This window comes from Bradyrhizobium sp. AZCC 1719 (genome assembly GCF_036924525.1).
Classification (GTDB): Bacteria; Pseudomonadota; Alphaproteobacteria; order Rhizobiales; family Xanthobacteraceae; genus Bradyrhizobium.
In genome coordinates this window covers 6248978-6274196 of record NZ_JAZHRU010000001.1, presented here as the reverse complement: position 1 = coordinate 6274196, position 25219 = coordinate 6248978, and the positions used below count along the sequence as shown (strand labels likewise).

General features: G+C 62.3%; 22 protein-coding genes. 13 read left to right on the top strand and 9 right to left on the bottom strand.

From position 1 onward, the window contains the following. Positions 1 to 80: 80 nt before the first annotated feature. Positions 81 to 458, top strand: coding sequence for a VOC family protein (locus V1292_RS29665; RefSeq protein WP_334376102.1), 378 nt, complete (start codon positions 81 to 83; stop codon positions 456 to 458). Between the two features lie 10 nt (positions 459 to 468). On the opposite strand, the gene V1292_RS29660 is transcribed toward V1292_RS29665, so the two are convergent. Continuing rightward, a complete protein-coding gene (locus V1292_RS29660) occupies positions 469 to 1074 on the bottom strand; it encodes a TIGR00730 family Rossman fold protein (protein ID WP_334376101.1) in 606 nt (201 codons plus the stop codon). 212 nt (positions 1075 to 1286) lie between these two features. Between V1292_RS29660 and V1292_RS29655 the strand changes: the two genes are divergently transcribed. From V1292_RS29655 to V1292_RS29615, 9 genes are all read left to right on the top strand, one after another. Continuing rightward, positions 1287 to 3284 carry an ABCB family ABC transporter ATP-binding protein/permease gene (locus tag V1292_RS29655; RefSeq protein ID WP_334376100.1) on the top strand — a complete coding sequence of 666 codons (1998 nt, stop codon included), beginning with the start codon at positions 1287 to 1289 and terminating at the stop codon, positions 3282 to 3284. Positions 3285 to 3342: 58 nt separating this feature from the next. Then, positions 3343 to 4041 carry a phosphatidylserine decarboxylase gene (locus V1292_RS29650; RefSeq protein ID WP_334376099.1) on the top strand — a complete coding sequence of 233 codons (699 nt, stop codon included), beginning with the start codon at positions 3343 to 3345 and terminating at the stop codon, positions 4039 to 4041. 74 nt (positions 4042 to 4115) lie between these two features. Continuing rightward, positions 4116 to 4997, top strand: a complete 882-nt coding sequence (locus V1292_RS29645; RefSeq protein WP_334377204.1) for a CDP-alcohol phosphatidyltransferase family protein — start codon at positions 4116 to 4118, stop codon at positions 4995 to 4997. A gap of 176 nt (positions 4998 to 5173) precedes the next feature. Then, a complete protein-coding gene (locus V1292_RS29640; protein WP_442895637.1) occupies positions 5174 to 5845 on the top strand; it encodes an RraA family protein in 672 nt (223 codons plus the stop codon). A gap of 39 nt (positions 5846 to 5884) precedes the next feature. Then, the gene (locus V1292_RS29635; protein WP_334376098.1) at positions 5885 to 6853 is read left to right on the top strand and encodes a Bug family tripartite tricarboxylate transporter substrate binding protein; all 969 of its coding nucleotides are present in this window, start codon (positions 5885 to 5887) and stop codon (positions 6851 to 6853) included. A gap of 188 nt (positions 6854 to 7041) precedes the next feature. Then, positions 7042 to 7815 (top strand): motility protein A, encoded by a 774-nt coding sequence (locus V1292_RS29630; protein ID WP_065745280.1) that lies wholly within the window; start codon positions 7042 to 7044, stop codon positions 7813 to 7815. Positions 7816 to 7848: 33 nt separating this feature from the next. Continuing rightward, complete coding sequence (locus V1292_RS29625) at positions 7849 to 8676, top strand: OmpA/MotB family protein (RefSeq protein WP_334376097.1); 828 nt, start codon at positions 7849 to 7851, stop codon at positions 8674 to 8676. 158 nt (positions 8677 to 8834) lie between these two features. After that, positions 8835 to 10736 carry a potassium transporter Kup gene (locus tag V1292_RS29620; protein WP_334376096.1) on the top strand — a complete coding sequence of 634 codons (1902 nt, stop codon included), beginning with the start codon at positions 8835 to 8837 and terminating at the stop codon, positions 10734 to 10736. A gap of 157 nt (positions 10737 to 10893) precedes the next feature. Beyond that, positions 10894 to 12819, top strand: coding sequence for a potassium transporter Kup (locus V1292_RS29615; RefSeq protein WP_334376095.1), 1926 nt, complete (start codon positions 10894 to 10896; stop codon positions 12817 to 12819). Positions 12820 to 12911: 92 nt separating this feature from the next. Here the strand turns inward: V1292_RS29615 and V1292_RS29610 are convergent, their stop codons facing one another. The 8 genes from V1292_RS29610 to V1292_RS29575 form a co-directional block, all read right to left on the bottom strand. Then, on the bottom strand, positions 12912 to 13655 hold the full coding sequence (locus tag V1292_RS29610) for a C13 family peptidase (RefSeq protein WP_334376094.1): 744 nt from the start codon (positions 13653 to 13655) through the stop codon (positions 12912 to 12914). Between the two features lie 20 nt (positions 13656 to 13675). Continuing rightward, a complete protein-coding gene (locus V1292_RS29605) occupies positions 13676 to 14032 on the bottom strand; it encodes an Mth938-like domain-containing protein (protein WP_334363725.1) in 357 nt (118 codons plus the stop codon). A 59-nt stretch (positions 14033 to 14091) separates the two neighbouring features. Continuing rightward, positions 14092 to 15201: an AmmeMemoRadiSam system radical SAM enzyme gene (gene amrS / locus V1292_RS29600; RefSeq protein WP_334376093.1), complete on the bottom strand. Its 1110-nt coding sequence runs from the start codon at positions 15199 to 15201 to the stop codon at positions 14092 to 14094. A 111-nt stretch (positions 15202 to 15312) separates the two neighbouring features. Further along, complete coding sequence (locus V1292_RS29595) at positions 15313 to 16794, bottom strand: hypothetical protein (protein ID WP_334376092.1); 1482 nt, start codon at positions 16792 to 16794, stop codon at positions 15313 to 15315. Positions 16795 to 16930: 136 nt separating this feature from the next. Further along, positions 16931 to 18226, bottom strand: a complete 1296-nt coding sequence (locus V1292_RS29590) for a Spy/CpxP family protein refolding chaperone (RefSeq protein ID WP_334376091.1) — start codon at positions 18224 to 18226, stop codon at positions 16931 to 16933. A gap of 201 nt (positions 18227 to 18427) precedes the next feature. Next, positions 18428 to 19963: a tripartite tricarboxylate transporter permease gene (locus V1292_RS29585; RefSeq protein ID WP_334376090.1), complete on the bottom strand. Its 1536-nt coding sequence runs from the start codon at positions 19961 to 19963 to the stop codon at positions 18428 to 18430. Positions 19964 to 19966: 3 nt separating this feature from the next. Further along, a complete protein-coding gene (locus V1292_RS29580) occupies positions 19967 to 20449 on the bottom strand; it encodes a tripartite tricarboxylate transporter TctB family protein (protein WP_334376089.1) in 483 nt (160 codons plus the stop codon). A gap of 11 nt (positions 20450 to 20460) precedes the next feature. Further along, positions 20461 to 21414: a tripartite tricarboxylate transporter substrate binding protein gene (locus V1292_RS29575; protein ID WP_334376088.1), complete on the bottom strand. Its 954-nt coding sequence runs from the start codon at positions 21412 to 21414 to the stop codon at positions 20461 to 20463. 343 nt (positions 21415 to 21757) lie between these two features. Between V1292_RS29575 and V1292_RS29570 the strand changes: the two genes are divergently transcribed. The 3 genes from V1292_RS29570 (at position 21758) to V1292_RS29560 (ending at position 24925) form a co-directional block, all read left to right on the top strand. After that, positions 21758 to 22687: a complex I NDUFA9 subunit family protein gene (locus tag V1292_RS29570; RefSeq protein WP_334376087.1), complete on the top strand. Its 930-nt coding sequence runs from the start codon at positions 21758 to 21760 to the stop codon at positions 22685 to 22687. Between the two features lie 79 nt (positions 22688 to 22766). Further along, on the top strand, positions 22767 to 23000 hold the full coding sequence (locus V1292_RS29565) for a hypothetical protein (protein WP_334376086.1): 234 nt from the start codon (positions 22767 to 22769) through the stop codon (positions 22998 to 23000). A gap of 416 nt (positions 23001 to 23416) precedes the next feature. Next, positions 23417 to 24925, top strand: a complete 1509-nt coding sequence (locus tag V1292_RS29560) for an amidohydrolase family protein (protein WP_334376085.1) — start codon at positions 23417 to 23419, stop codon at positions 24923 to 24925. Positions 24926 to 25219: the final 294 nt, after the last annotated feature.

Below are 25219 nucleotides of genomic sequence, written 5' to 3'. Positions count from 1 at the left end.
GCACATCAGAGAATCTCGAGATTCCGGGTCTGGTCCTTCGGACCATCCCGGAATGACGGGGAGAGAGTAGGGGGCAATCGATGATCGATCACATTTCCGTCGGCGTCAGCGAACTCGAACGTTCAGCACGCTTCTATGAAGCAACCCTCGCAGCCCTCGGCCTCTCACGCCTCGTCACCCGTCCCGCAACCATCGGCTTCGGCAAAACCTACCCCGAATTCTGGATCAACCTGCGCGCCGGCATGGCGCCGGTGGCGCCCGAGAGCGGCACCCATATTTGCCTTCGGGCGAAATCAACTGCCGATGTCGATGCGTTTCACGCTGCGGCGCTCAACGCCGGCGGCCGTTCCGATGGAGCACCGGGCATTCGCCCCCACGATCGGGTAAAATATTACGCGGCATTCGTCATCGATCCCGATGGCAACCGCATCGAAGCTGTGACGTTTCCCAGCGAATGAGCTGAGGAGCCTAAAGCCTCCGCGCCACTTCCGGCGCAAGCTCCTTTGTCGCCGCCGGCGTACGGGCGGCATGAGCACTCAGGCGCGGCAGGATGTCTTCCACGCGGTCGGCTGTCAGCACGTCAATTGGGAACGCCGGGCGGATAAATTCGGTCGCGCGCATATGCGCGAGCAACGAGAGCAGCGGTTCCCAGAAGCCGTCGATGTTGGCGAGCAGCACCGGCTTGGAGTGGCGGCCGAGTTGCTGCCAGGTCATCTGCTCGACCAGTTCCTCCAGCGTGCCGATGCCGCCGGGCAGCGCCACGAAGGCGTCCGAGCGTTCGAACATCAGCCGTTTGCGCTCGTGCATGTCAGGCGTGACGATCATCTCCTGGACACGCGACAGCGCAAGTTCACGCGATTTCAAAAAATCCGGGATGATGCCGGTGACGAGGCCGCCATGATCCAGGGTGGACTTGGCGATCTCGCCCATCAGCCCGACCGATCCGCCGCCATAGACGAGGCGGATACTGTTCTCGGCAAAAGTTTTTCCCAGGGCTTGGGCAGCTTCGACAAAACGGGGATTGGAGCCGGCGCCGGAGCCGCAATAGACACAGACAGTTTTGATTTGATCCATGCTGACCATGTGGCACTGCACCCAGTAAAGCTCAAGTCCGGTTGACTTCGGTAATGCAGCACAAATAGGCCCGAAATCAAACCAAACGGGGGAAAGATTTATCTTTCAAGGCTGTACGGGAGAGGTAAACGCTCTATATGACGGGCATATGCAGATCATCAGAAACCATCTGACGGCGGTCGGTGCGCCATCTTGCGTTGGGCGCGACAGCGATGGCTGATTCTGATTCGCGCACCGATATCGCCGAACTGCCGGCCGATAACGCTCCCGAAAAGGCGACCCTGATCGGGACGCTGGTTCACCTGTGGCCCTATATCTGGCCCGGCGACCGCGGCGACCTGAAAATGCGCGTCGTCTGGTCGATGGTGCTGCTCTTGCTCGCGAAGCTCGCGACGCTGACGGTGCCGTTCACCTTCAAATGGGCGATCGATGCGCTCAACGGCATGGGCACGGCACCGGTCGAGGCCTCGAACTGGATGCTGTGGCTGATCGCCTCGCCACTGCTGATGACCGCAAGCTACGGCGCGGTGCGGGTGCTGATGGCGGTGCTGACGCAGTTTCGCGACGGCATCTTCGCCCGCGTCGCCATGCATGCGGTGCGCAAGCTCGCCTACATCACCTTCGTTCACATGCACGAATTGTCGCTGCGCTTTCATCTGGAGCGCAAAACCGGCGGCCTGACGCGCGTCCTGGAGCGCGGCCGCACCGGCATCGAGGTGATCGTGCGGATGGTGATCCTGCAGCTCATCCCGACCATCGTCGAGGTGTCGCTCCTGATGGCGGTGCTGCTGTGGCAGTTCGACTGGCGCTATGTGCTGGTCACCGCGATCACGGTCGTGATCTACATGTACTATACTTATGTCGCGACCGAATGGCGGATCGAAATCCGCCGCAAGATGAACGATTCCGACACCGAAGCGAACACCAAGGCGATCGACTCGCTGCTCAACTACGAGACGGTGAAGTATTTCAGCGCGGAGCAGCGCGAGGCCGAACGCTACGACCGTTCGATGGAGCGCTACGAGCATAACAGCGTCAAGACCTATACCTCGCTCGCGGTGCTCAACACCGGGCAGGCGGTCATCTTCACCATCGGCCTCACCGCGACCATGCTGATGTGCGCGCTGGGCGTGCGCAACGGCACCAACACGGTCGGCGATTTCGTCATGGTCAACGCCATGATGATCCAGCTCTACCAGCCCCTGAACTTCATGGGCATGGTCTATCGCGAGATCAAGCAGGCGATCATCGACATCGAGAAGATGTTCAACGTGCTGTCGCGCAATCCGGAGATCAAGGACGTCCCCGGCGCCGCGCCGCTCGTGGTCAGCGCCGGGAGCGTGCGCTTCGAGGACGTGCGCTTTGCCTATGATCCGGAGCGGCCGATCCTCAAAGGCCTCAGTTTCGAGGTCCCCGCCGGCAGGACGGTCGCGATCGTCGGTCCCTCGGGCGCCGGCAAGTCGACGATTTCGCGGCTGCTGTTCCGCCTCTACGACGTCTCCAGCGGCAAAATCCTGATCGACGGCCAGGATATCAGGAACGTGACGCAGGCGAGCCTGCGGGCCTCCATCGGCATGGTGCCGCAGGATACCGTGCTGTTCAACGATACCATCCGCTACAACATCCGTTACGGCCGCTGGGGCGCCGGCGATGCCGAGGTGGAAGAGGCGGCGCAACTGGCGCAGATCGACAGCTTCATTCGCAACTCGCCCAAGGGCTACGAAACCCAGGTCGGCGAACGCGGCCTGAAACTGTCGGGCGGCGAGAAGCAGCGCGTGGCGATCGCGCGCACGGTGCTGAAAGCGCCGCCGATCCTGGTGCTCGACGAGGCGACTTCCGCGCTCGACAGCCACACCGAGCATGAAATCCAGGAAGCGCTGGAGCGCGTCTCACGCGGCCGCACCTCGCTGGTGATAGCGCACCGGCTCTCGACGATCGTTGGCGCCGATGAAATTATCGTGCTGGATCAAGGGCGCATCGCCGAGCGCGGCACCCACGTCAGGCTTTTGGCTGCCGGTGGGCTTTATGCCAGCATGTGGAACAGGCAGCGCGAAGCCGAGGCGGCGCGGGAGAAGCTCGCGCAGATCGACGACGGCAACGAAGCGCCGAACCGCGCCCCGCCGCCGGTCGATGATCCGCTCAATGAGCCGTCCAAAGACCAGCCCAAAGATTCCTTGGCCAAAGATCCCTTGGCAACTGCCGTGGAATAATCCAAAACCGCCGCTACTTCCGAAGGCAGCGAAGTCGGCCAGATAACAGCGAGCCCTAATGTCGATTGCGAATTCCATCCGCGCGCAGATCCCACCGATCCACCCGGAGGGCTATCCGTTCATCGGCGGCTTTGCGCTGGTCAGCCTGATCCTGTTCTGGATCTGGACGCCGCTGGGTTGGATCGGCACCATCCTGACCGTCTGGTGCGCGCTGTTCTTCCGTGATCCCGTCCGCGTCACGCCGGTGCGCGACGGCATCGTGGTTTCGCCGGCCGATGGCCGCGTCTCGATGGTTGCTCAGGTGCTGCCGCCGGCCGAACTCGGCCTCGGCGACCGGCCACTGCCGCGCATTTCGATCTTCATGAGCGTGTTCAACTGCCACGTGAACCGCAGCCCGGTGACCGGCCGGATTGACCGTATCGCCTACCGGCCCGGCACCTTCATCAATGCCGAGCTCGACAAGGCCAGCGAAGACAATGAGCGCAATTCGCTGGTGATCTCGACCACGAACGGCCGGATCGGCGTGGTCCAGATCGCCGGGTTGGTGGCGCGGCGGATTGTCTCATTTGTGCGCGAAGGCCAGTCGATCGGCGCCGGCGAGCGGTTCGGCCTGATCCGTTTCGGCTCGCGTCTGGACGTCTATCTGCCCGAAGGCACGAGATCGTTGGTTTCAGAGGGCCAAACGGCGATTGCCGGCGAGACGATTTTGGCCGATTTCGGCTCGACCGAGCAGGGCCGGACTTTTCGCGCCGATTAACCACCTTCGGCGCCTAAATGGCCAGGCGGCTGCCAATGGCAAACCGGGCCGGCGCTTGCTATATAATGGCTGGCATGCTGATCCCGGACCCCAAATACCCTGAACTGCGCCGCCGCCGGTTTCGCCCGATCCCGGTGCGGATGCTGGTGCCCAACGTCATCACCTTGCTCGCGATCTGCGCCGGGCTGACGGCGATCCGCCTGTCGATCGAAGGGCGGATGGAGCTTGCCGTCGCCGCGATCGTATTCGCGGCGGTGCTTGACGGGGTCGACGGCCGCATCGCACGCATGATCAAGGGCCAGTCGAAATTCGGCGCCGAGCTCGACAGCTTGGCGGATTTCGTCAATTTCGGCGTCGCGCCCGGACTGATGCTGTATTTCTGGCAGCTCCAGGAGTTGAACAATGGCGGCTGGATTGCGGCGATGGTGTTTGCGATCGCAGGCGGCCTGCGGCTTGCACGCTTCAACGCCAGCATCGACGATCCGAACAAGCCTGCCTTTGCGGCGAACTATTTCACCGGCGTGCCGGCGCCGGCCGGCGCGATCCTTGCGATGCTGCCGTTCTATCTGGCGTTTCTCGGCGTCCCCAAGCCGCCGGCAACATTGACCGCGGCCTATACGCTGCTGATCGCGTTCCTGATGGTGTCGCGGCTGCCGGTATTTTCCGGCAAGACGGTGAAGATGCGCGTGCCGCCGGAAATGGTGCTGCCGGTCTTCGTCTCCGTGGTGTTCTTCGTCGCGCTTCTGATCGGCTACCCCTGGCACATCCTGTCGATCGGCTCGGTGCTCTACCTCGTGAGCCTGCCCTGGGGCTGGAAATCCTATCGCGACCACGAGCGCAACGCCGCCCTTGCCGCACAGCCGGCTCCGACGGCTGAAACCACGCCGTCATCTCCGGCGACATTCTCGCCGACCCCCAGCGACACCGAGGACGAACGGCCGGCGCGGCTGAACTGAGCGTCCTCGCCACTCTCCGATATAGCTGCCATGAGCCGCCGCCGAGTTGGGTTCTCCCCCAATCTCGGCTATAGGGCTTAGCGACCTACGGCCTCAAAGAGCCGGGCCGAAAATCAGGAGAGAACGCCGTGAACAAAGCCGTTACCGCCCCGCTGCCTGCTTCCGTCCTCGAGGCGCTGGCGCGCTACGACACCCCGACGATCTGCAATGCGATGGAGATCGTGGCGCCGGAGCGCCGCCTGATCGGCTACACCACCAAGCCGCTGGTCTGTCCGTTCCCCGATCTGCCGCCGATGGTCGGCTACGCCCGCACGGTGACGATCCGCTCGGTGCTCAAATCCACGCTTCCCGCCGACGAGCAGGCGAAGCGCCGCATCGCCTATTACGAATATGTCGGCACCGGCTTCGGCCCGCGCATCACCGTGATCCAGGATATCGACGGCGCCGATGTCGGCTATGGCGCGTTCTGGGGCGAGGTGCAGAGCAACGTGCACAAGGCGCTCGGCTGCCTCGGCGTCATCACCGACGGCTCGATCCGCGACATCCCGCAATGGGCGCCGGGCTTCCAGGCCCTGGCCGGTTCGATCGGACCGTCGCATGCCTGGGTCCATGCCGAACATTGGGGTGGCGAGGTGCGCGTCGCCGGCATGACGGTGCATTCGGACGATCTGATTCACGCCGACCAGCACGGCGCCATCGTGATCCCCATCGACATCGCGGCAAAGATTCCGGAGGCCGCCGAACTCTGCGGCCGGCGCGAAACGCCGATCCTGGAGATCGCGCGCAGCCCGGACTTCACGCTGGAAAAACTGAAAGAGGCGCTGAAGCGCTCGGCGGAGATTCACTGACGAAAAGTCGGATCTAACAAACGGGCGAGGGGGAGCGCTATGAGACGGTTCTGGGCGGCACTGTCATTATCGTTCCTTCTCGGTGTCGCAGCCGTGCAGGCACAGACCTATCCCTCGCGGCCAATCACGCTGATCGTTCCGTTCCCGCCGGGCGGATCGACCGACACCGCCGCGCGGATCATGGGCGAGCGGATGCGGGCAACGCTCGGGCAGTCGGTCGTGATCGAAAATGTCGGCGGCGCCGGCGGTAGCATTGGCGTCGGTCGCGTCGCCCGCGCTGCGCCTGACGGCTATACCTTCGACATCGGCCAGTGGGATACCCATGTCGGCAGCATCATCTACAAGCTCGACTACGATCTCGAAAAGGACTTTGAGCCGATCGCGCTTGTCTCGAACAATCCGCAGCTCATGGTCGCCAAGAAAGACCTGCCGGCGAACACGCTGGCCGAGCTCGTGGCGTGGATGAAGGAAAACCCCGGCAAGATCAATTTCGTCAACCAGAATGCGGCGGCGAACGTCACCGGCGTTTTGTTCGAGAACCTGACCAAGCAGAAGGTGCAGTTCATTCCCTATCGCGGCGCCGGACCTGCCATGACCGATCTCGTCTCGGGCACGGTCGATCTCTTGGTGGTGCAGGGCGCGGTGGCGCTGCCGCAAATCCGCGCCGGCAAGATAAAGGCGCTTGCCAACCTTTCGCCGACGCGCTCGGCCTCGATGCCGGATATTCCGACCGCGGACGAGAGCGGCGTGCCCGGTCTCTATATGTCCGGCTGGTTCGGCTTCTGGGCGCCGAAGGGCACGCCGAAAGAGATCATCGCCAAGCTGAACGCTGCGACAACAGAGGCGCTGGCCGACCCCGCGATCCAGAAGCGCTTTACCGAACTCGGCCTCGACGTCGCGCCGCGCGCGCAGCAGACGCCGGAAGCATTGGCCGCCTTCCAGAAGGCCGAGATCGAAAAATGGTGGCCGATCATCAAGTCAGCCGGCATCGGCACCCAGGCGCAGTGAGCGCAAGTCGGCATGGTTAGCGAATCCTTGAGATCGCGCAGGCGGCCCCGCATTTTTACGATCCCTGTTCGAGTTTAACCTTTACGGCTCTTTAATTGCGCGGTCGTAGGGTTCCTCTGCGCCAGCTCCGAATGGAGCGCGCGACCGGTCAGGATGGCCGGTAGTTCGCGTACGCGTTGGAGTTCAGAATGGATATCACCACGCTCGTTGGCCTGATCGTCGGCATTATTGTCCTGTCGACGCTGATCTTGATGGGCGGTGACTTCCGGATGTTCTACGACATCCACGCCGTCATCATCATCTTCGGCGGTTCGTTCGCCGCAACCCTGATCCGCTTTCCGCTCAGCGCTATCCTGCACGGCATGCCGCTCGGCGCGAAATTCGCCTTCACCATGAGCCGGCTCTCGGCGCGCGACCTGGTCGACGAACTGGCGCGCATCGCGGAAATCGCCCGCAAGCAGGGCCCGGTCGGACTGGAAAAGGTCGAGACCGACGAGCCGTTTCTCGCCAAGGGCATCCGCTACGTCGCCGACGGCTACGACCTCGAGTTCATCCGCGACAACATGGAGCGCGATCGCGACAACTTTCTGATGCATCTGAACGAGGGTTCGAAGATCTATCGGGCGATCGGCGACTGCGCGCCGGCGTTCGGCATGATCGGCACGCTGCTCGGCATGGTGCAGATGTTCTCGAACATGTCGGATCCCTCGAAGCTCGGTCCCTTCATGGCGGTGGCCTTGCTGGCAACGCTTTACGGTGCGCTGGTGGCGAACCTGATCTGCCTGCCGATCGCCGACAAACTGCACGGCAAGCTGATCGACGAGGAAACCAACCGCACGCTGATCATCGACGGCATCCTGATGATCCGCGATTCCAAGAGCCCGGCCTTGGTGCGTGAAATGCTGTTGGCCTATCTGCCCGAAAAGCACCGCCACGAGGAAGGCGAACTGGTTCCGGCCTGATCGGCTGATAGCATCAAGGCGCGGACATAAAGCATGGCCAAGAAAAAACGCGAAGAGGCGCACGGCGGTCACGGCTGGTTCGTGACGTTCGCCGATCTGATGGCGTTGTTGCTGTCGTTCTTCGTGATGCTGGTTGCGTTCTCCAGCCAGGACCAGCAAAAGCTCAAGATCGTCGCCGGCTCGATGCGGGAGGCATTTGGTGTGCAGACCGAGTCCCGGCATTCGGGAATCGTCGAATCCGACGGCCTGCCGACGCGGCCGAAGCTGAAGAATGTCGAGCATATTCCGCCCGAGGATGCCTCCAATACCCCGACGCCCGACGACAAGGACCGTCAGCGCGAAAACGGCGCCCGCTTGAAAGTCGATCGCGAGTTCGCGCTCGCCGCGGCTTCGTTGCGCCAGGCGCTGCAGGACATGCCGGAACTGACCGAAATGTCCAAGAACATCATGTTCGAGGAAACCAAAGAGGGGCTCAATCTGGAAATCGTCGACCAGGATGGCCGCTCGATGTTCGCCGATGGCTCCAAGGTGCCCTACGAGCGCACCCGCCGGCTGATCCAGAAACTGGCCGTGCCCTTGAAGGCGACACCGCTGCGGCTCAATATTGTCGGCCACACCTCCGCCGGCTTCCTGCCGTCACGCGGCGAATATGGCGCCTTCGATCTGTCGGCGGACCGCGCCAACGCCGTCCGCCAGATCCTCGAACGCGAAGGGCTGCCCGCATCCCACATCTACGCGGTCGGCGGTAAGGCCGACAGCCAGCCGCTGTTTCCCGACGATCCGACGCTGCCGGCAAACCGTCGCGTTACCATCACGTTGATGCGCGAAAATCCACCGCTTCCGCCCAACCTGAAGCCGTAGTTTGGGTAGACTACCATAATACCAGTCTGATGCTGTGGCTACTTTGCGCCAGTCGCGCATCGCGCGTGGTGCTATGGTCGCCCGATGATTGACAGGCAACGCGGAAGCGCCGATAGCCGCGCGGATCAATTCAACGACGAGAACGTTCCTTCTCCATCATGACTGTCAGCGTCACATCTACCGAAGCAGCCCATGATGGGCAGGCCACCTCCGGCTTTTGGGCCCTGACGCTGGGCAGTATCGGCGTGGTGTTCGGCGATATCGGCACTTCGCCGCTGTATGCATTCCGTGAGGCCGCCACCCACGCTGCCGAAGGCCAGCCGGTATCGCGCATCATTGTACTCGGCGTGCTCTCGCTGATCCTGTGGTCGCTGTTGATCGTGGTGACAGCCAAATATGTGCTGCTGCTGTTGCGCGCCGACAACAACGGCGAGGGCGGTACGCTGTCCCTGATGGCGTTGGGTCAGCGGGCGCTGGGCCGGCGGAGCTGGCCGCTATTGGCGCTCGGCGTGGTCGGCGCGTCGATGTTCATCGGCGACTCCATGATCACGCCGGCGATTTCGGTTTTGTCGGCGGTCGAAGGTCTCAAGCTGGTCACACCCGCGCTCGAACACTATGTGGTGCCGCTGACGATCTTCATTCTTGTCGTGCTGTTCTCGGTGCAGAGCAGCGGCACCGCGCGCGTCGCCTCGGCCTTCGGCCCGGTCACGGTGGTCTGGTTCGTGACGCTGGCGGTGCTGGGCCTCGTCCATATCTCTGACGATCCCACGGTGCTCTACGCGATCAATCCCTGGTATGGGATCCAGTTCATGCTGTCCCATGGCGTCATCGGCCTGGTGACGATGGGCCTGGTGTTTCTGGCGGTGACCGGCGGCGAGGCGCTCTATGCGGACCTCGGGCATTTCGGGCGCAAGCCAATCCGGGCCGCATGGCTCTTTTTCGTGTTGCCGTCGTTGCTGATCAATTATTTCGGACAGGGCGCGCTGGTGTTGTCCGATCCGGCGGCGATCGAAAACTCATTCTACCGGATGGTCCCGGAGATGTTGTTGATCCCGCTCGTGGTGCTGGCGACCGCCGCCACCGTGATCGCGAGCCAGGCGGTGATAACAGGCGCCTTTTCCCTGATCCGCCAGGCAGTGCAACTCGGTCTGTTGCCGCGCTTCGAGGTTCGCTACACCTCCGAGGCCCATGCCGGCCAGATCTACCTGCCGCGGGTCAACCGGATGCTGCTGATCGGGGTGGTTCTGCTGGTGCTGCTATTCCGCACCTCCAGCGGTCTTGCCTCTGCCTATGGCATTGCGGTCTCCACGACCATGGTCGTCGACGGCATCATGGGCTTTGTCGTGATCTGGAAATTGTGGAACTGGCGCGCGGCGACCGCGGCCGCCGTGATCCTGCCGTTTGTCGTCGTCGACATGAGCTTCTTTGCTGCAAACCTGTTGAAGCTGCTCGAGGGCGCCTGGGTGCCGCTATTGTTCGGCGCCGCGGTCGCGGTGATGATCTGGACCTGGCGCCGCGGCGCCGCGATCCTGGTCGTCAAGACGCGGCGCATCGAGGTGCCCTTGATGGACCTGATCAAGAGCCTGGAAAAGCGCCCGCCCCACATCGTCAAGGGCACGGCGGTGTTTCTGACTTCCGATCCGAGCTTCGTGCCCACCGCGCTGATGCACAATCTCAAGCACAACAAGGTGCTGCACGAGCACAATGTGATCCTGACCATCGAAACCGCCCAGACGCCGCGCGTCGACGTTTCAGAGCGCGTCAAGATGGAAACCATCAGCGAGAAGTTCTCGACCGTGCGACTGCGGTTTGGCTTCATGGAATCGCCGAACGTGCCGAAGGCGCTGGTGATCGCGCGCAAGCTCGGCTGGCAGTTCGACATCATGGCGACGTCGTTCTTCGTGTCGCGGCGGTCGCTGAAGCCCTCGGCGCAGTCGGGCATGCCGCTATGGCAGGACCATCTGTTCATCGCTATGAGCCGGTCGGCCAATGACGCCACCGACTACTTCCAGATCCCGACCGGGCGGGTCGTGGAAGTGGGTACCCAGGTAACCATCTGATTTCAGATGGAAAATTGGCCGCAGCCTTCGCCACGATCTATGCGGATAGCGCATACCGGAGGCCTGGATTCCGGCTAACCTGTGCGTTCGTCCCGGGAGTATAGGGCTGCGCTTCTGCACTTGTGCAGTGCGGTAAGGAACCGAGGCCCCCCATCTCATGTCAGTCCAGTTTGCGATCCCCGCGGCGGAAACGCCCGCGGCCAATGGTCATGGCGAAGCGCATTCCACCGCCACCTTCAAGGCGCTGATGCTCGGCAGCATCGGCGTCGTCTATGGCGACATCGGCACCAGCCCCTTGTATGCGCTGCGCGAAGCGGTGGTCGCCGCCAGCGAGACTGCGGCCGGTGCCACGCCACAGGCCGTGCTCGGCGTGCTCTCGCTGATCCTGTGGGCGCTGATCGTGGTGGTGACGCTGAAATATGTCGTCATCCTCTTGCGTGCCGACAACAATGGCGAGGGCGGAACGCTGGCACTGATGGCGCTGGCGCAGCGCGCGGTCGGCAAGGGCGGGGCGGCGATCGTGCTGCTTGGCATCATCTCCGGCGCGCTGTTTTACGGCGACGCGGTTCTTACGCCGGCGCTGTCGGTGTTGTCGGCCATCGAAGGCATCAAGCTCGTCACCGTCACCTTCGAGCACTATGTGGTGCCGCTGACGGTCATCATTCTGGTGGCGCTGTTTGCTGTGCAATCCCGCGGCACCGCGCGCGTCGCCGCGTTCTTCGGACCGGTGATGTGCGTCTGGTTCGCCGTCATTGCGGTCGCAGCCGTTCCGCAGATCATGCGGCATCCCGAAGTGCTGCAGGCACTCAATCCGCTCTACGCCGTTTCCTTCATGCTCCATCACGGCATGATAGGTTTCATCACGCTCGGTGCGGTGTTTCTTGCCGTCACCGGCGCGGAAGCGCTCTATGCCGATCTCGGCCATTTCGGCAAGCGGCCGATCCAGACCGCCTGGCTCTTCATCGTGCTGCCGTCGCTGGCGATCAATTATCTGGGGCAGGGCGCGCTGTTGATCGCCGACCCCAAGGCGATCGAAAACCCGTTCTTCCTCATGTTCCCGGACTGGGCGCTGATCCCGATGGTGGCGCTTGCGACAGCGGCGACCGTGATTGCGAGCCAGGCCGTCATCACCGGCGCCTACTCGCTGACGCGCCAGGCGATCCAGCTAGGGCTGCTGCCGCGGTTCGAAATCCGCCACACCTCGGAAGCGCATTCCGGCCAGATCTACATCCCGCGCATCAACCTGCTGCTGTTGCTCGCGGTGATTTTGCTGGTGGTCCTGTTCCGCTCGTCGAGCGGGTTGGCCTCGGCTTACGGAATCTCCGTGACCGGGACCATGGTGGTTACGGCTCTGATGGGTTTTGTCGTGATCTGGCGGGTCTGGAAATGGTCGCCGATCGCGGCCGCAGCCCTGATCGCCCCGTTCCTGTTCCTCGACATCACCTTCCTCGCCGCCAATCTGTTGAAGGTGTTCGAGGGCGGCTGGGTGCCGCTCGCGCTCGGCGGCATCGTGATGCTCCTGATGTACACGTGGCGCCGCGGCAGCCGGCTGTTGTTCGAGAAATCGCGCAAGCTGGAATTCCCGCTGGCCGAACTGGTCGCGATGCTGGAGAAGCGTCCGCCGCAGCGGGTCCCCGGCACGGCCGTGTTCCTGACCTCCGATCCCGAATGCGCGCCGACGGCGCTGATGCACAGCCTGAAGCACTACAAGGTGCTGCATGAGAAGAACGTCATCCTCACCATCGAGACCGCGCCGACGCCAAGGATCGACGATGCCGAGCGGGTGCGGATGGAGCAGCTCAGCGAGACCTTCTCCCGGGTGACGCTGCGGTTCGGCTTCATGGAATCGCCCAACGTGCCGAAGACGCTGGCGATCGCCCGCAAGCTCGGCTGGCAGTTCGACATCATGTCGACGTCGTTCTTCCTGTCCCGCCGCGCGCTCAAACCCGCCGCGCATTCCGGCATGCCGCGCTGGCAGGATTTGCTGTTCATCCGCCTCAGCCGCGCCGCCAACGACGCCACCGACTATTTCCAGATCCCCACAGGCCGCGTGGTGGAAGTCGGAACGCAGGTCACGATCTAGCTAGGGCGAGAATCGATAAGTTGCGATCGCCGAAGCTCGCGCTCGACGAAGTTTTCGGCAGACAGGCGTCGGCCGCGAAGGCGGCCGGTCGCTCAAGGACGCGCAATGAGCAACGGGTGTACGTTTTCGCCGCCTGCCATTAGGGGATTCGACGGCTCGAAGCGCTCGCGCACTTCTCGCTTTTTGACGAGCGAGCGCGCAACAACAAAGGCGTCCTTCAGGCTCCTGGCTTGCCGGAGTGCTATATTGAAAAAGGCGTTGCCGAAATAGGTCCACTTGGCTTTGTCCCGGCAGCCGAACGATGGATGGTCGGCATCGGCCGCGGTGATTACCAGCGTATCGGGGTTCGCGAGACGAGGGATAAAGACCCCGGAATAGCAGGCCGAGATGACCACCACCTTGTATCGCATGCCGGTCCGCGCCAGCATGTAGGCGAGATTAGACGGAGTGAGCATTTGCGTAAGGCGCCCCGCTTTGACTGCAAGGCCGGCGCGGGAGCCGTGCGAGGTGAGAATCAAGAACAGAATGTCGTTGTCGACGTCCATCCCGTTGGCCGCCGCTTGCAAAGACATGGCAAGGCCTTCAATTGTGGCACCTCCGCCTTTCTTCGAATTGTATTGCACGTTGATCGAGGTGTTCTCGAAACGGCCTGCTACGACCCGTGCTGCGCCGGTCGCCTCGCTTCTAAACACGCCTTGATCGCCGAAAAGGCCGAAGGACACCACGCTCACCTTGCGAGCATCCTCAACGGCGTGCACCGTCGAAACCGATGGCGCAACGGTCAAAACAAAAGCGATGAGCGGCGCGGCGATCCGGCTGATCCAACGTAAATTCACGGCTTCACCAGGGCATTTCTTCAACAGGTCACGTGAAAGAGGCCGATTCTCTTTGCGCGCGACCGGTTGAACATCCGTATTGCCTCGGGTGTCGGCTTCAACACGACCTCGCAGCCCTTTCTTTCGAAATAGGCTTCAGCTTCCGGCGATAGGTGCACGTTACCCATCTGACCCGAGCCAATGACGACCTGGTCGCACCCCTTCTCGAAGAGAAACTTTGCCTCGTCTTTTGAAAGTACGTGCGAGGTACCATACAGCTTCTTTGACAGCTTCTTTTTCCGCTTCACAACTTCGCCGGAAAGGCGAACGACCACGTCGTGCTCATACGTCCTTCCGTCAATCGTAATCGCGCCGAATATGGTGCTGTCAATCTTCATCGCGACCTCCTAATCAGGCTCCCGCTAACGCGCAGCAGTGAGGCGCCCCGACGCCGGCATCATCTCACGCCAGAGCGTTCCAGTCTGCCGATCCGGATCGGGACGCGCCGCTGTCCCCAGTTGCCCGGGCGTGCCTCGAACAAGCCGGGGATTGCGGTGGAGCAAATGCCGCAACGGCCGTCGCCGGTGAGCCGCCACGTGGTGATGTCATACCAATCTCGGCCGATGATCCGCTCGCCACAGCCCGGACAGTACGTGCTTTGGCCACTCTCGTCATGGACATTCCCGGTGTAGACGAACTGCAGCCCGACCTTGCGCGCGATGTCGCGGGCCATCGTCAGGGTGACGGCCGGCGTCCGGGGCAGATCCAACATCTTGTAGTCAGGGTGGAAGGCGGTGAAATGCAAGGGCACGTCAGGTCCAAGCCTTGTCATCACCCATTCGCTCAGCTTTTTCAGCTCCTCCGGGCTGTCATTGTGACCCGGGATCAGCAGCGTTGTGATTTCGAACCAGACCTTCGTCCTGTGCCTCAGATACTCGAGCGTCTCGAGGACGGCGCCGAGACGCCCGGTGCACAGCCGATTGTAGAACGCCTCGGTGAACGCCTTGAGATCGACATTGGCGGCGTCCATGAAGGTGTAAAGCTCCTCCCGTGCCGCCGGATCAATGTAGCCGGCCGTGACCGCCACGTTCTTGATCCCGCGCCGGCGCGCCACCCTTGCGACGTCGACGGCATATTCAAGGAAGATGACGGGGTCATTATAGGTGTAGGCGATGGAGCGCGAGCCTGTGGCAATCGCGGCCTCGACAATATCTTCCGGCGAGGCTGCGTCCTGGAGCCGGTCGAACTTGCGCGCTTTGGAAATGTCCCAGTTCTGGCAGAACTTGCAAGTCAGGTTGCACCCGGCGGTACCGAACGACAACACGGGAGTTCCGGGCAGATAGTGGTTCAGTGGCTTCTTCTCGATTGGATCGACACAGAATCCCGAGGAGCGGCCGTAGGTCGTGAGCACGATCCGGTCGTCCTGCCGGCCACGCACGAAGCACAGGCCGCGCTGGCCTTCGTTAAGCCTGCAGTAGCGCGGGCAGACATCACATTGGATGCGCCCGTCTTCGAGCCGGTGCCAGTAGCGGCCAGGAACGCCTTCCAAACGCTCGGGATCGGTCATGGAATTCGTCGTGTGTGGCAGACCTCAGCTTTTTTGCCAACGGGCGTGACGGAGAGTTGCCACGATGTCTAGGCGGCCCGTCTACGGGCACGAGCGCCCGCGCACGTCGGCTCATTCTATTCCTGATCGGCGGAGACCGTAAGTCCGTCGACAATCTCGGCATGCGACCGCTTCGGCCAGTTCGACGGTGAAAAAGGACAGCATGAGGCCCACCATCGGCGCTGCGGGAATCAGGTAACGCCAGACGTCGAGGGTGTGGGCGCCGGCGGCGGTCGCGATCGAAGCCGCCCACATCACCATCACGATTCCTGCACGTGTCAGGGAGCGCCGGCGCCGCACAGCGGCCACCGTCCAAAATATGACGGCGATAACGAAGGCGGTGGACAATGCCCTGTACAGATAGGCGGAGATACCTGGGAAATCGGACAGTAGGCCGATCCGAACTGGTCCGCCCTGCAGATCGATCGGCTGAACCGAGCGGCCGTGCCGCGTCATGATGTCGGACACGTGCGGCACGTCGTCAGTCGACACCGGTATGGCAGGGTCGAGTCCGTAGGGCGGCCATGCGATCGAGGCCCCGTAGGCCATCTGACGGACGAACTTGCCCGCGTAGGCCAGCGGCCGGTCGCGCACGGCGGCCAGGAAGATGCGCCGATAGGCTGCGGCCGCGCCGACGGCATTCCCGGTATCGTCGGCGAGGTCTCGATCCAGTGCGGTGTCGAAGAGGCAGGCGTCGCCGAAGAACCCGAGCACGGGCCAGCGACCTGGCTCCGCGGCGAAGTTGGCGGCAAGCCGCGCCATCGTGGCGTCGGCGCGGTCGCCGGCCGCCGATACGATCTCGTGTCGCGCTGCATCGCTTGCAAGCACGATATTCAGGTGATTGCAGAACAGTGTCTTGGGGACGAACACGGCCGAGGCTTGGTCGGAATTGGAAGCCCCGAACCGGGAACCGGCGGCGAGGAGCGCCAGCGCCGCCGCGACGGACACGGCAATTACGGCGAGGCGCACGGACGTATCTGGCCGGGCGAGGCAGGTGCCGACCACGACGACGGCGATTGGGACCAGGACTCCCTGCGATCTGAAGCACGCCGCGAGCGCCGCGCACAGGATAGCGGCCGCGACCGCCCAGCACCGCGCTGCTTTGCCGACGAAGGTAGCGACGAGCAGTCCAGCCACTGCCAGATTGAGGAAGACCGCAAAGAGAAGGTCTGCGGTGAGGACGTTCCTGAACAACAGCAGGCCCGGATACGTCGCCACGAGGATGATCGGCACGAGCCCACCGGCGTTGCGCGTCGTCGCCTGGGCAGTTGCTGCAAGCGCCAGCATCAGGACGACCCACGCCGCCTGCTGCAGGCGCACCACCGTCCCGAGGTCGCCTCCAAACGCGAACGTCACAGCCAGAAACGCCGGGTAGCCCGGATCGCGCCCACCTGCCACGGTCGGCCGTCCTGCCTCCAGCGTGCGAAACGCAGATTCCACAAAGGACGGCGTGTCGCCCCAGATGATCGGGACCGCCGGCCTGAACGACACGGCGATCGCCACCAGCAGCGCGGCCCACGCCAGCACGGCCCACGGGGACGCGACGCCGCGCAAGGAGGCGGCTCCGCCCGTTGTATGCGCTGGAGCTTCGCGGTCGGACCGCACGATCGCCGTCCACACGGGATAAAGTTCGAATGCCGCCCAAGCTTCTTGATAGACCAAGACGCGCTTCAAGACCATCGGAGGGCAATCACGGCGCTCGTTTTGGTCCGATCAGCTCGAATTGAAACTTCTGCTCATCACTCAGTGCAGTATAGAAGTCTTCCAGCGCGTCGCTCACCAGATTGATGGCTTGTTGCATGGTATCGAGCCGACCATCCACTTCGGCGAGGCGAGCGGGTGGCGTGATCGCGTCTTTCGGCTGGCATTCATAACTCAGCATCTCGACAGCTCTGGCGCTGGCACGCTGCATCCGTTCAAGCGCGTCGCGTTGGGCATCGGTCGGGTGTAGCCTAGCCTCGATCTCGCCAGCCGGCCATTGCAACGCGGCGGGCAGGGACGCTTCGCAGCCCTGGGCCGGCGCCCTCATGGCCCCATTTGCGGACGCCGTCTTGAGCTGATCATCAGCGAGTGCGTTGAGCCGTGTTTTCTGCTCGTCATTCAGCAGATCATAAAGTTCCCCCAGCCGCGGCTGCAGGGATATTACTGCAGTGAGAATAGCCGCAGTGCGCTGCTGCATCAGGGCCAATCGGGCCGGCGCCGTTGATGCGGGCTGCATCGGACAAGATGCCTGAATGATCTGAGCGGCCGAGTTCGACGCGTCGGCAAGACGGTCCAGCGCGGCCCGTTGCGCCTCGGTCGGCTGGATCGCCCGCTGAATCTGATCAATGGCAAGACCGGTAATTTCGCGGCCGGCATCACCGCAGAGCTGCTGCAGCGGCGGGATCCTTCGTTCGCTTCGGCCGGAAGAGCCCGGTGCCATATAAGCCGCCAGTTCGTCACTGCCGTAAGGCCCAAAAATTCCGGCATAGATGTCGGGGTACCCGTAGTCCCAGAAGCCCACGACATCGCCGAAGAGGGCATAACCATAAATATCATTGTAGGCGAACGGCCAGAACAGCGGCCCAATCCAGCCATATCCGCCATGGCCATGCGACCACCACCCGTCTGTAGTGTTACGGTCACCATGCCAGTGAGCAAGTGCGGCAGTCGCGGCGATCTGTCTGCGTGCCGCAGGGTCAGTGAAAAGCCTGCCAACAACCAGCTCCTCCTCGCCGGAGGGCCGGTTCGCCGCGGACGGGATGTTTTGTAAAGCGACGGGTGCGTTTTTTAAAGCGACGGGAGCGCTTTTGATCCGACGGACGTGCACCCGGCGGTGATGCCTGGGGCGGCTATGAAACAGTCCTGGCGCAAGCACGCGGGCGAACGCGGATTTCACGCTGCCAAGTGGGCCGAGACCAAAATGTCCGCGACTTTTCGCAGTGGCGGCACTCGACAGCGCGGTCACCAGTACGACAGCGATTACTGTAACGCTGAACTTGGACATGGCACCTCCCGTGCCAAGCCTTGGCCGCGTTACTTATGACGCCGCACAGGACCGAAAGTTCCTTGTAAGCAATCATGCAGACCAGGGCATCGCGCGCAAAGACGGCAGCAATCACGTCGTTTCAGAAGGCCCGAGTGGCGCATACGGTCTGCAGAAGTCGGCCTAGGGTCGAAAGCTGATATCGCAAGGTCGAACTCGGCGTCAGAACTCGGGCGCTTCCTCATGCGCGGTTCGCGCCTGATGACGCATGTGCTGCCAGACAGCCAAGGCGACCGAGAGCGCCGCGCAGAGCAGTAACGCGCCGGAAATCGGCCGCGTGAAGAACAGCAGCGGGTTGTCGTCCGTCATGATCGCCCGAATAAGGTTGATCTCGATCTGATCGCCGAGGATGAGGCCGAGGATCAGCGGAGCCAGCGGAAATCCGCACTTCACCAGCGCATAGCCGAACACACCAAAGATGAGCAGGACATACACGCTCTGCATCGTGTTGTTGAGCGCGTAAGCACCGATTACGCAAAGCACCAGCACGACCGGCGCAAGCACCGCGAGCCTCACACGGGTGATCTGAAGCATGAATAGCGCGCCCGCGGCCAGGATCAGCACCATCAGCAGGTGTGCCAAAATGTATGCGGCGTAGATACCGTAGGCGAGGGTGGGTTGCTGGGAGACGAACAGCGGCCCCGACTGGATGCCATGGATCGTCATGGCGCCAAGCATGACGGCGGTCACGGCGTCGCCCGGGATGCCGAACGCCATGATGGTCACCAGCGAGCCGCCGACATTGGCATTGTTGGATGACTCAGAAGCGATGATGCCCTCGGGGATGCCTGTGCCGAAACGCTCGGGGTGGCGCGACAACTTCTTCGCCTGGTCGTAGGCCAACATATTGGCGGCGCTGCCGCCGATCGCCGGCAGCACGCCGATCAGGATGCCGACGATCGTCGACCACAAGAGCAGGAACGGACGGCCGAGGATTTCGCCGATCACCTTGAGGTGGGAAACCCCAAGGGAAACCCCAAGACTCGGCTGCGCGGTCAGAACGGCCTCGGGCGTCTTTGGCGCTCGGGCCTTCTCGATGTCGGACATGATCTGCGCGAACGCAAAAATCCCGATCAGCACCGGCAGGAACGGGAAGCCGCCGCTGATGAACTCGGACCCGAAGGTGAAGCGCGGCACGCTGCCGATCGGGTCCGTGCCGATGACGGTGATCAGGAGGCCGATGGCGGTCGACAGCAGGCCCTTGATGAACGAGGACTCGGCCAGGCCCGCCACCATTGCCATGGCCAGCACGAACAGCGAGAAATACTCCCACGGTCCGAACTGAAGTGCGATGGCCGCGAGCGGCCCGGTCACCAGGATCAGGAACAGCCCGCCGAGCAGCCCGCCGAAGAACGATGACCACACGCCGAGCCAGATCGCCCGGCCCGGCGCGCCACCCCGCGCCATCGGAAAGCCGTCGAAGGTCGTGGCGATAGCCGAAGGCGTGCCCGGAATTCCGAGCAGACAGGCGGTGACCAGGCCGCCGGCGGAGCCGCCGACATAGACGCCGGTCATCGCGGCCAGCCCCTGCAACGGATCGAGGCCATAGGTGAACGGCAGGATGACGATGATCGTCATCGTGATGGTGACGCCCGGCAGCGCGCCGCCGATCACGCCGATGAGCGTGCCGGCGAACAGCGGAACGAGATAATTCCACTGCAGCACCGTCAGCAGCCCATGTCCCAAAAGCTCGAACATGGCCTACCAGTCTGTCCAGCTACCGCGAGGAAGCAGCACGGTGAGATACCGCTCGAAGACCAGGTACGTCACCGCCGACGTGCCAATCGCTATTGCCGCGAGGACCACCCATTGGCGCCAGGTCGTCGGCCTCTCGAGCGTTGCTTGCAACGCGGCGACGAACAGGACGGTGGCGATGCGATAGCCGAGCAGAGGCAGAAGTACCAAATAGAGCGCGACAATGACGAAGGCGAGCGCGACCAGGCCATAGGCCCGTTGCGGCTGCGCCGGAGCAGGGACGTCGGCCGGCTCAGCGCGCCGCGCGAGCAGGTCCTGCACGATCAGCGCCGCGCTGGTCACGGCCATGAAGATCAGGACGATGCGCGGATAGAAGCCGGGACCGACCGGCACCAGCGGTAGCTGCGGCAGTCCAAACGATTGCACAAGCAGGATCAGACTGACCGCGAGGAAAATCAGCCCGGCAAAGCTATCGCGGCCAAGTCTCATTGCTTAAAATCTCATTGCTTGGCGAGACCGAGGTCGGTCATGATCACCTTGCTCTCCCGGTCGAGCTTGTCGAGGAATGGACCGTATTCGGCGGCGTTGAGATAGGAGACGCGCGTGCCCTGCTTCTTCATCGCGTCCGCGAATTCCGGCTCCTTGGCGGCTTTTCCGCAGGCCTCGTCCAGCTTGGCGCGCACCGCGGCCGGCGTGCCCTTCGGTACGATCAGGCCGCGCAAAACCGCGTAGACGATGTCCATGCCGAGCTCCTTCAGCGTCGGCACGTCAGGGGCTTCGGGATCGCGCTTCTCGGCAGCAATGGCAAGAAACTTGAGCTGCCCGGCATCGACCTTGCCCTTCTGCGTCAGGTTGGAATCCGTCAAATCGACATGGCCGCCGAGAATGGCATTCATGCGCGGCGCAAGGCCTTCGTACGATACGTACTTGAACTTGACGCCGGTTGCCTTTTCGATGAGCGCCGGGAAGATGTGGCTGGTCGATCCAAGGGTAGCCCCCACGGTGATCTGGCCCGGACGCTTCTTGGCGTCTTCGGCAAGCTCGGCCCAGGTCTTCCAGGGCGTCTTGGGGCTCGCGGTCAGGACCGATGGCGTCGCAGAGAGCAGGCAGATCGGCTCAAAGTCGCTGTATTTGACGTCTGTGACGCCGGCATAGTGCACAAGGTGGATGTAGTCGTGCACCGCATAAAGCGTATAGCCGTCCGGCGGTGAGCCTTTGGCTTCGCGCGCCCCGACGGTGCCGGAGGCGCCTGTGACGTTGGCGATCACGATCGGCTGACCGATGTGCTTCTGTAGAAGCGGCGCAAAAGGACGGAAGATGTTATCCGTATCGCCGCCTGCCGCCCACGGCACGATCATCTTGATCGGGCGCTCAGGATAGTTCTGAGCCGCGGCCGGCATGGCCATCGCGGCCAACGCTACTGTTGCCGCCAAACTGCGGAGCACGGTCCTCATGACGCTTCTCCCTATCGCTGTTGATTGATTTTTTTCGATCATAGCAAGACGCCGGAACTTCGCAAACAATGATGCGACAAGGATGGTCCGGCGGCGTGTGCGGCGCACCGCCAAATCTTCCGTTGCGATGGCAACGACCTGCGCGCGGGATGTTCGCCTTAGGTCAAAAGACGACCCAGTGGCGCACCGCCTCGCGATAGCCATATCCCTCGCGTGCTCGTTGCGCGTCCGTACTGCAGGACTGCTGGGAGATTCCGTCATTCATAGACTTGCAGTTATTCCTCGCAGCAGGGTTCGAAGCCGCTATAATGGCGCGGTTGCGACATGAATTGGCGAATGGGCCATGGTGGCAACGAACGATCAGATCGTCACCGTGTTCGGTGGAACCGGCTTTCTGGGCCGCCGCATCGTTCAACGTCTGCGCTCACGCGGCTTTCCGGTTCGGATCGCGTCAAGGCATCCGGATCACGGCTACACCTTGCCTGGTGCTGACGATCCGCAACTTCAATCCGTAGAGGCCAACATTCACGACGAGCGGTCGGTGGCGGATGCGCTTGCCGGCGCTTATGGCGTCGTGAATGCGGTCAGTCTCTACGTCGAGCGCGGATCGGAGACTTTTCATTCCGTTCATGTCGAGGCCGCCCGGCGGGTAGCATTTCAAGCGCACGGGGCCGGAGTCAAAAGACTCGTCCACCTTTCAGGAATCGGCTCCGATACCACCTCGCCATCACACTACATCCGAAAGCGGGGCGAGGGCGAGCAGGTGGTCCGGGCCGCTTTCGCCGAGGCAACTTTGATCCGTCCGGCGGTGATGTTCGGACCGGACGACGCGTTTCTCGTCGTCATCCTCAAGCTGCTCCGCCAGCTTCCCGTCTATCCGATGTTCGGCCGCGGCGTGACCAGATTGCAGCCGGCCTATGTGGATGATGTTGCGGACGCGATTGGCCGGATCATGCAGCGCGCCGAGACGCCTGATATCTTCGAGTTCGGCGGCCCTCGCGTCTACTCTTACGAGGAGTTGCTTAGAGCCGTGGCGCATCAAGCTGGACTTGCGCCTCGACTGCTTCCAATCCCGTTTGCCGCCTGGCATGCACTCGCATGGGCCTCCGAAACGCTCCGGATTCCATTCCTGACGCGCAATCAAGTGGAGCTGATGCAAATCGACACCGTGTCATCACCGGATATGCCCGGATTTGCCGAGCTTGGGATATCGCCGCACTCGGTCGAGGCAATACTCCAGAAGATGCTGTCTGATTCCGGAGGACAACAATGAGGAACCATCCTTTTAAGACCCCGTTATTGAATTCGATCAATGCGAAGGGCGACCGCGTCATAAGTGAAGGCGGATATCAATGGCTACATGTGAAACCTGCGGCAATGACTATGACAAGGCCTTTCAGGTCACAATGGACGGCAAGGCGCATACCTTCGATAGTTTCGAGTGCGCCATTCATGCGCTCGCGCCGACCTGCGATCATTGCGGCATCCGCATCGTCGGGCACGGATTGGAGAAGTCCGGCACGTTCTTCTGTTGCGAGCATTGCGCCGAAGGTGAAGGCGTCAAAGGGCTACGTGATCGAATCTAGGCCCCGGGCAGTTGGCATGGGCTGGGTCCCTCCATCCGTCCGCGAAGGATGATGCTTCATTGGCAATGAGCGCCTCGTACCGGCGCTTTGCACATCCTCGGGCAAACCAGCCGCTCGCAATGGGCTTTTTGGGACAGCATGGCTGCCGGATAACTTTGCTTGCGCCATTGGAAATTTGAGCATTGAATTCGGCGAAGATGCGCCACTACCGTAAGTAGTTTTTAAGTGTGTCTGTACCCTCACAGAATGACGTGATGAAGAGACTCGGCCTCGGCATGAGGCGGGTGCGATGGCCTCATGCGTGGCTGAATGGAGGTACCCTTCGTCCACCTGACTGATCGGAAGTGGCCAAACGCGGGAAGCTGAGGCGCGCACCGACCAGCGCCGTCGTGGCCCAACAAACAGGGAGAAGAACAATGAGCACCTGGCTTAGCGAGCGAGAGCAGCGTCTTGTCGCAGGCGCGGAGGCGGCATCGGCAGCAACGCCGATTCCCACGCAGATTGTTTCCAACGGCGAGTATCTGCCGCCCCCGCAGAGCGCTGTGCAAAAGAAAGTCGAGGCGCGGATCAACGAGCTCGCCGACGCGAACGGCAAGCACCTCGGCTTGAGCCGCCGGCAGTTCCTGCACACGAGCTGCGGCATGGCGGCGGCATTCCTCGCCATGAACGACGTCTACGGCAATGTTTTCCAGGTTGCGCCCGCGGAGGCGCGAGAGCCCGAATTGATGCGGGCGCGCGCGCAAGGCCTAGCCGACCAGTTCATTTTCGACGTTCAGACCCACTTCGTGCGCGACGACTTCGATCACAAGGAGCTGTTGGGGTTGGCGGACTTTGCGAGCCAGCACTGGAATCCGAAGATGAAGGAGGAGGGCGTCTCCTCGCTCGGCCGCTACAAGTTCCAGAATTATGTGAAAGAGATCTACTACGACAGCGACACCAACATGGCGCTGCTAAGCGGCGCGCCGTTCGACGATCCGAGCTGGTGGCTTCTTTCCAATGAGCAGATCGTCAAGGCGCGCGAAATCATCAACGACTTCGCCGGCTCGCGCCGCCTCTTGGCGCACAGCGTCATCACCCCAAAGCAGCCCGGCTGGATGGAGGAGGTCGACAAGGCGATCGAGGTCTACAAGCCGGATTCCTGGAAGTCCTACACGATCGGCGATCCGCTGGCGCCCTCCAAATATCCGTGGCGGCTCGACGACGAGCAGGTGATGTATCCGTTTTACGAGAAAGCGGTAAAGGCCGGCATCAACACGCTGTGCATCCACAAAGGGCTGCTGCCGCCCGATTACGAGAAGTCGTTCGCCGGCGTGTGGGAATATGCAACCGCGTGGGACATCGGAAAGGCTGCCAAGGATTGGCCGCAGATGAACTTCGTGATCTATCACTCGGCGCTACGGCCGTTCACCGAACTGCCGGACAAGGCGTGGGCCGAGTTCGAGCAGACCGGCCGCATCCAGTGGGCCACGGATCTCGCGGAAATCCCGCAGAAGTTCGGCGTCAGCAATGTCTATGCCGAGCTCGGTACATGCTTTGCCAACTCGGCAGTGGCGCATCCGAAATTCTGTGCCGCGCTGGTCGGCACGCTGATCAAGGGCATGGGGGTCGACCACGTGATGTGGGGCACCGACTCGGTTTGGTACGGCTCACCGCAGTGGCAGATCGAGGCGATGCGCCGGCTCGAAATCCCGGAGGACATGCAGAAGAAACATGGCTTTGCGCCGCTCGGCGATGCCAATAGCGCCACCAAGCAACTGATCTTCGCAGGCAACGCGACCAGGTTCTACAAGATCAAGCTGAGAGCGGCTGACAACACCAGGATGCCGGCCTATTCCGAGGACCGTCTCGCTTCGCTCAAGAACGAGTATACGCAGGCGGCCAAGGCGCCCTCGAACCTGCGCTACGGCTACGTTCGCGCTGCGTAATGTCGAGCGGCCGCGCCGGCGGGAGCAGCTTCGCGGGCGCGGTCGATGCGCGGCTGTGTTGACCAGGATCTATATCGACAAATTCAATTTCGGCTTCGGATGAAAACAAACACTTCGTGCGATATCTGCTTGTGGCGCCAATAGCCCACATTCTCGGGAGGTCCGTCTTCGAGCCCACAATCATAAGGTGATTGGGTCGCGACATGCGGCAACACAATTAGCCGCACTCGGGCTGCCAAACCGGGCTTGTAGGACTTTCGATCAATTGTATTGTGGAGAGAAGCATGCGGAACT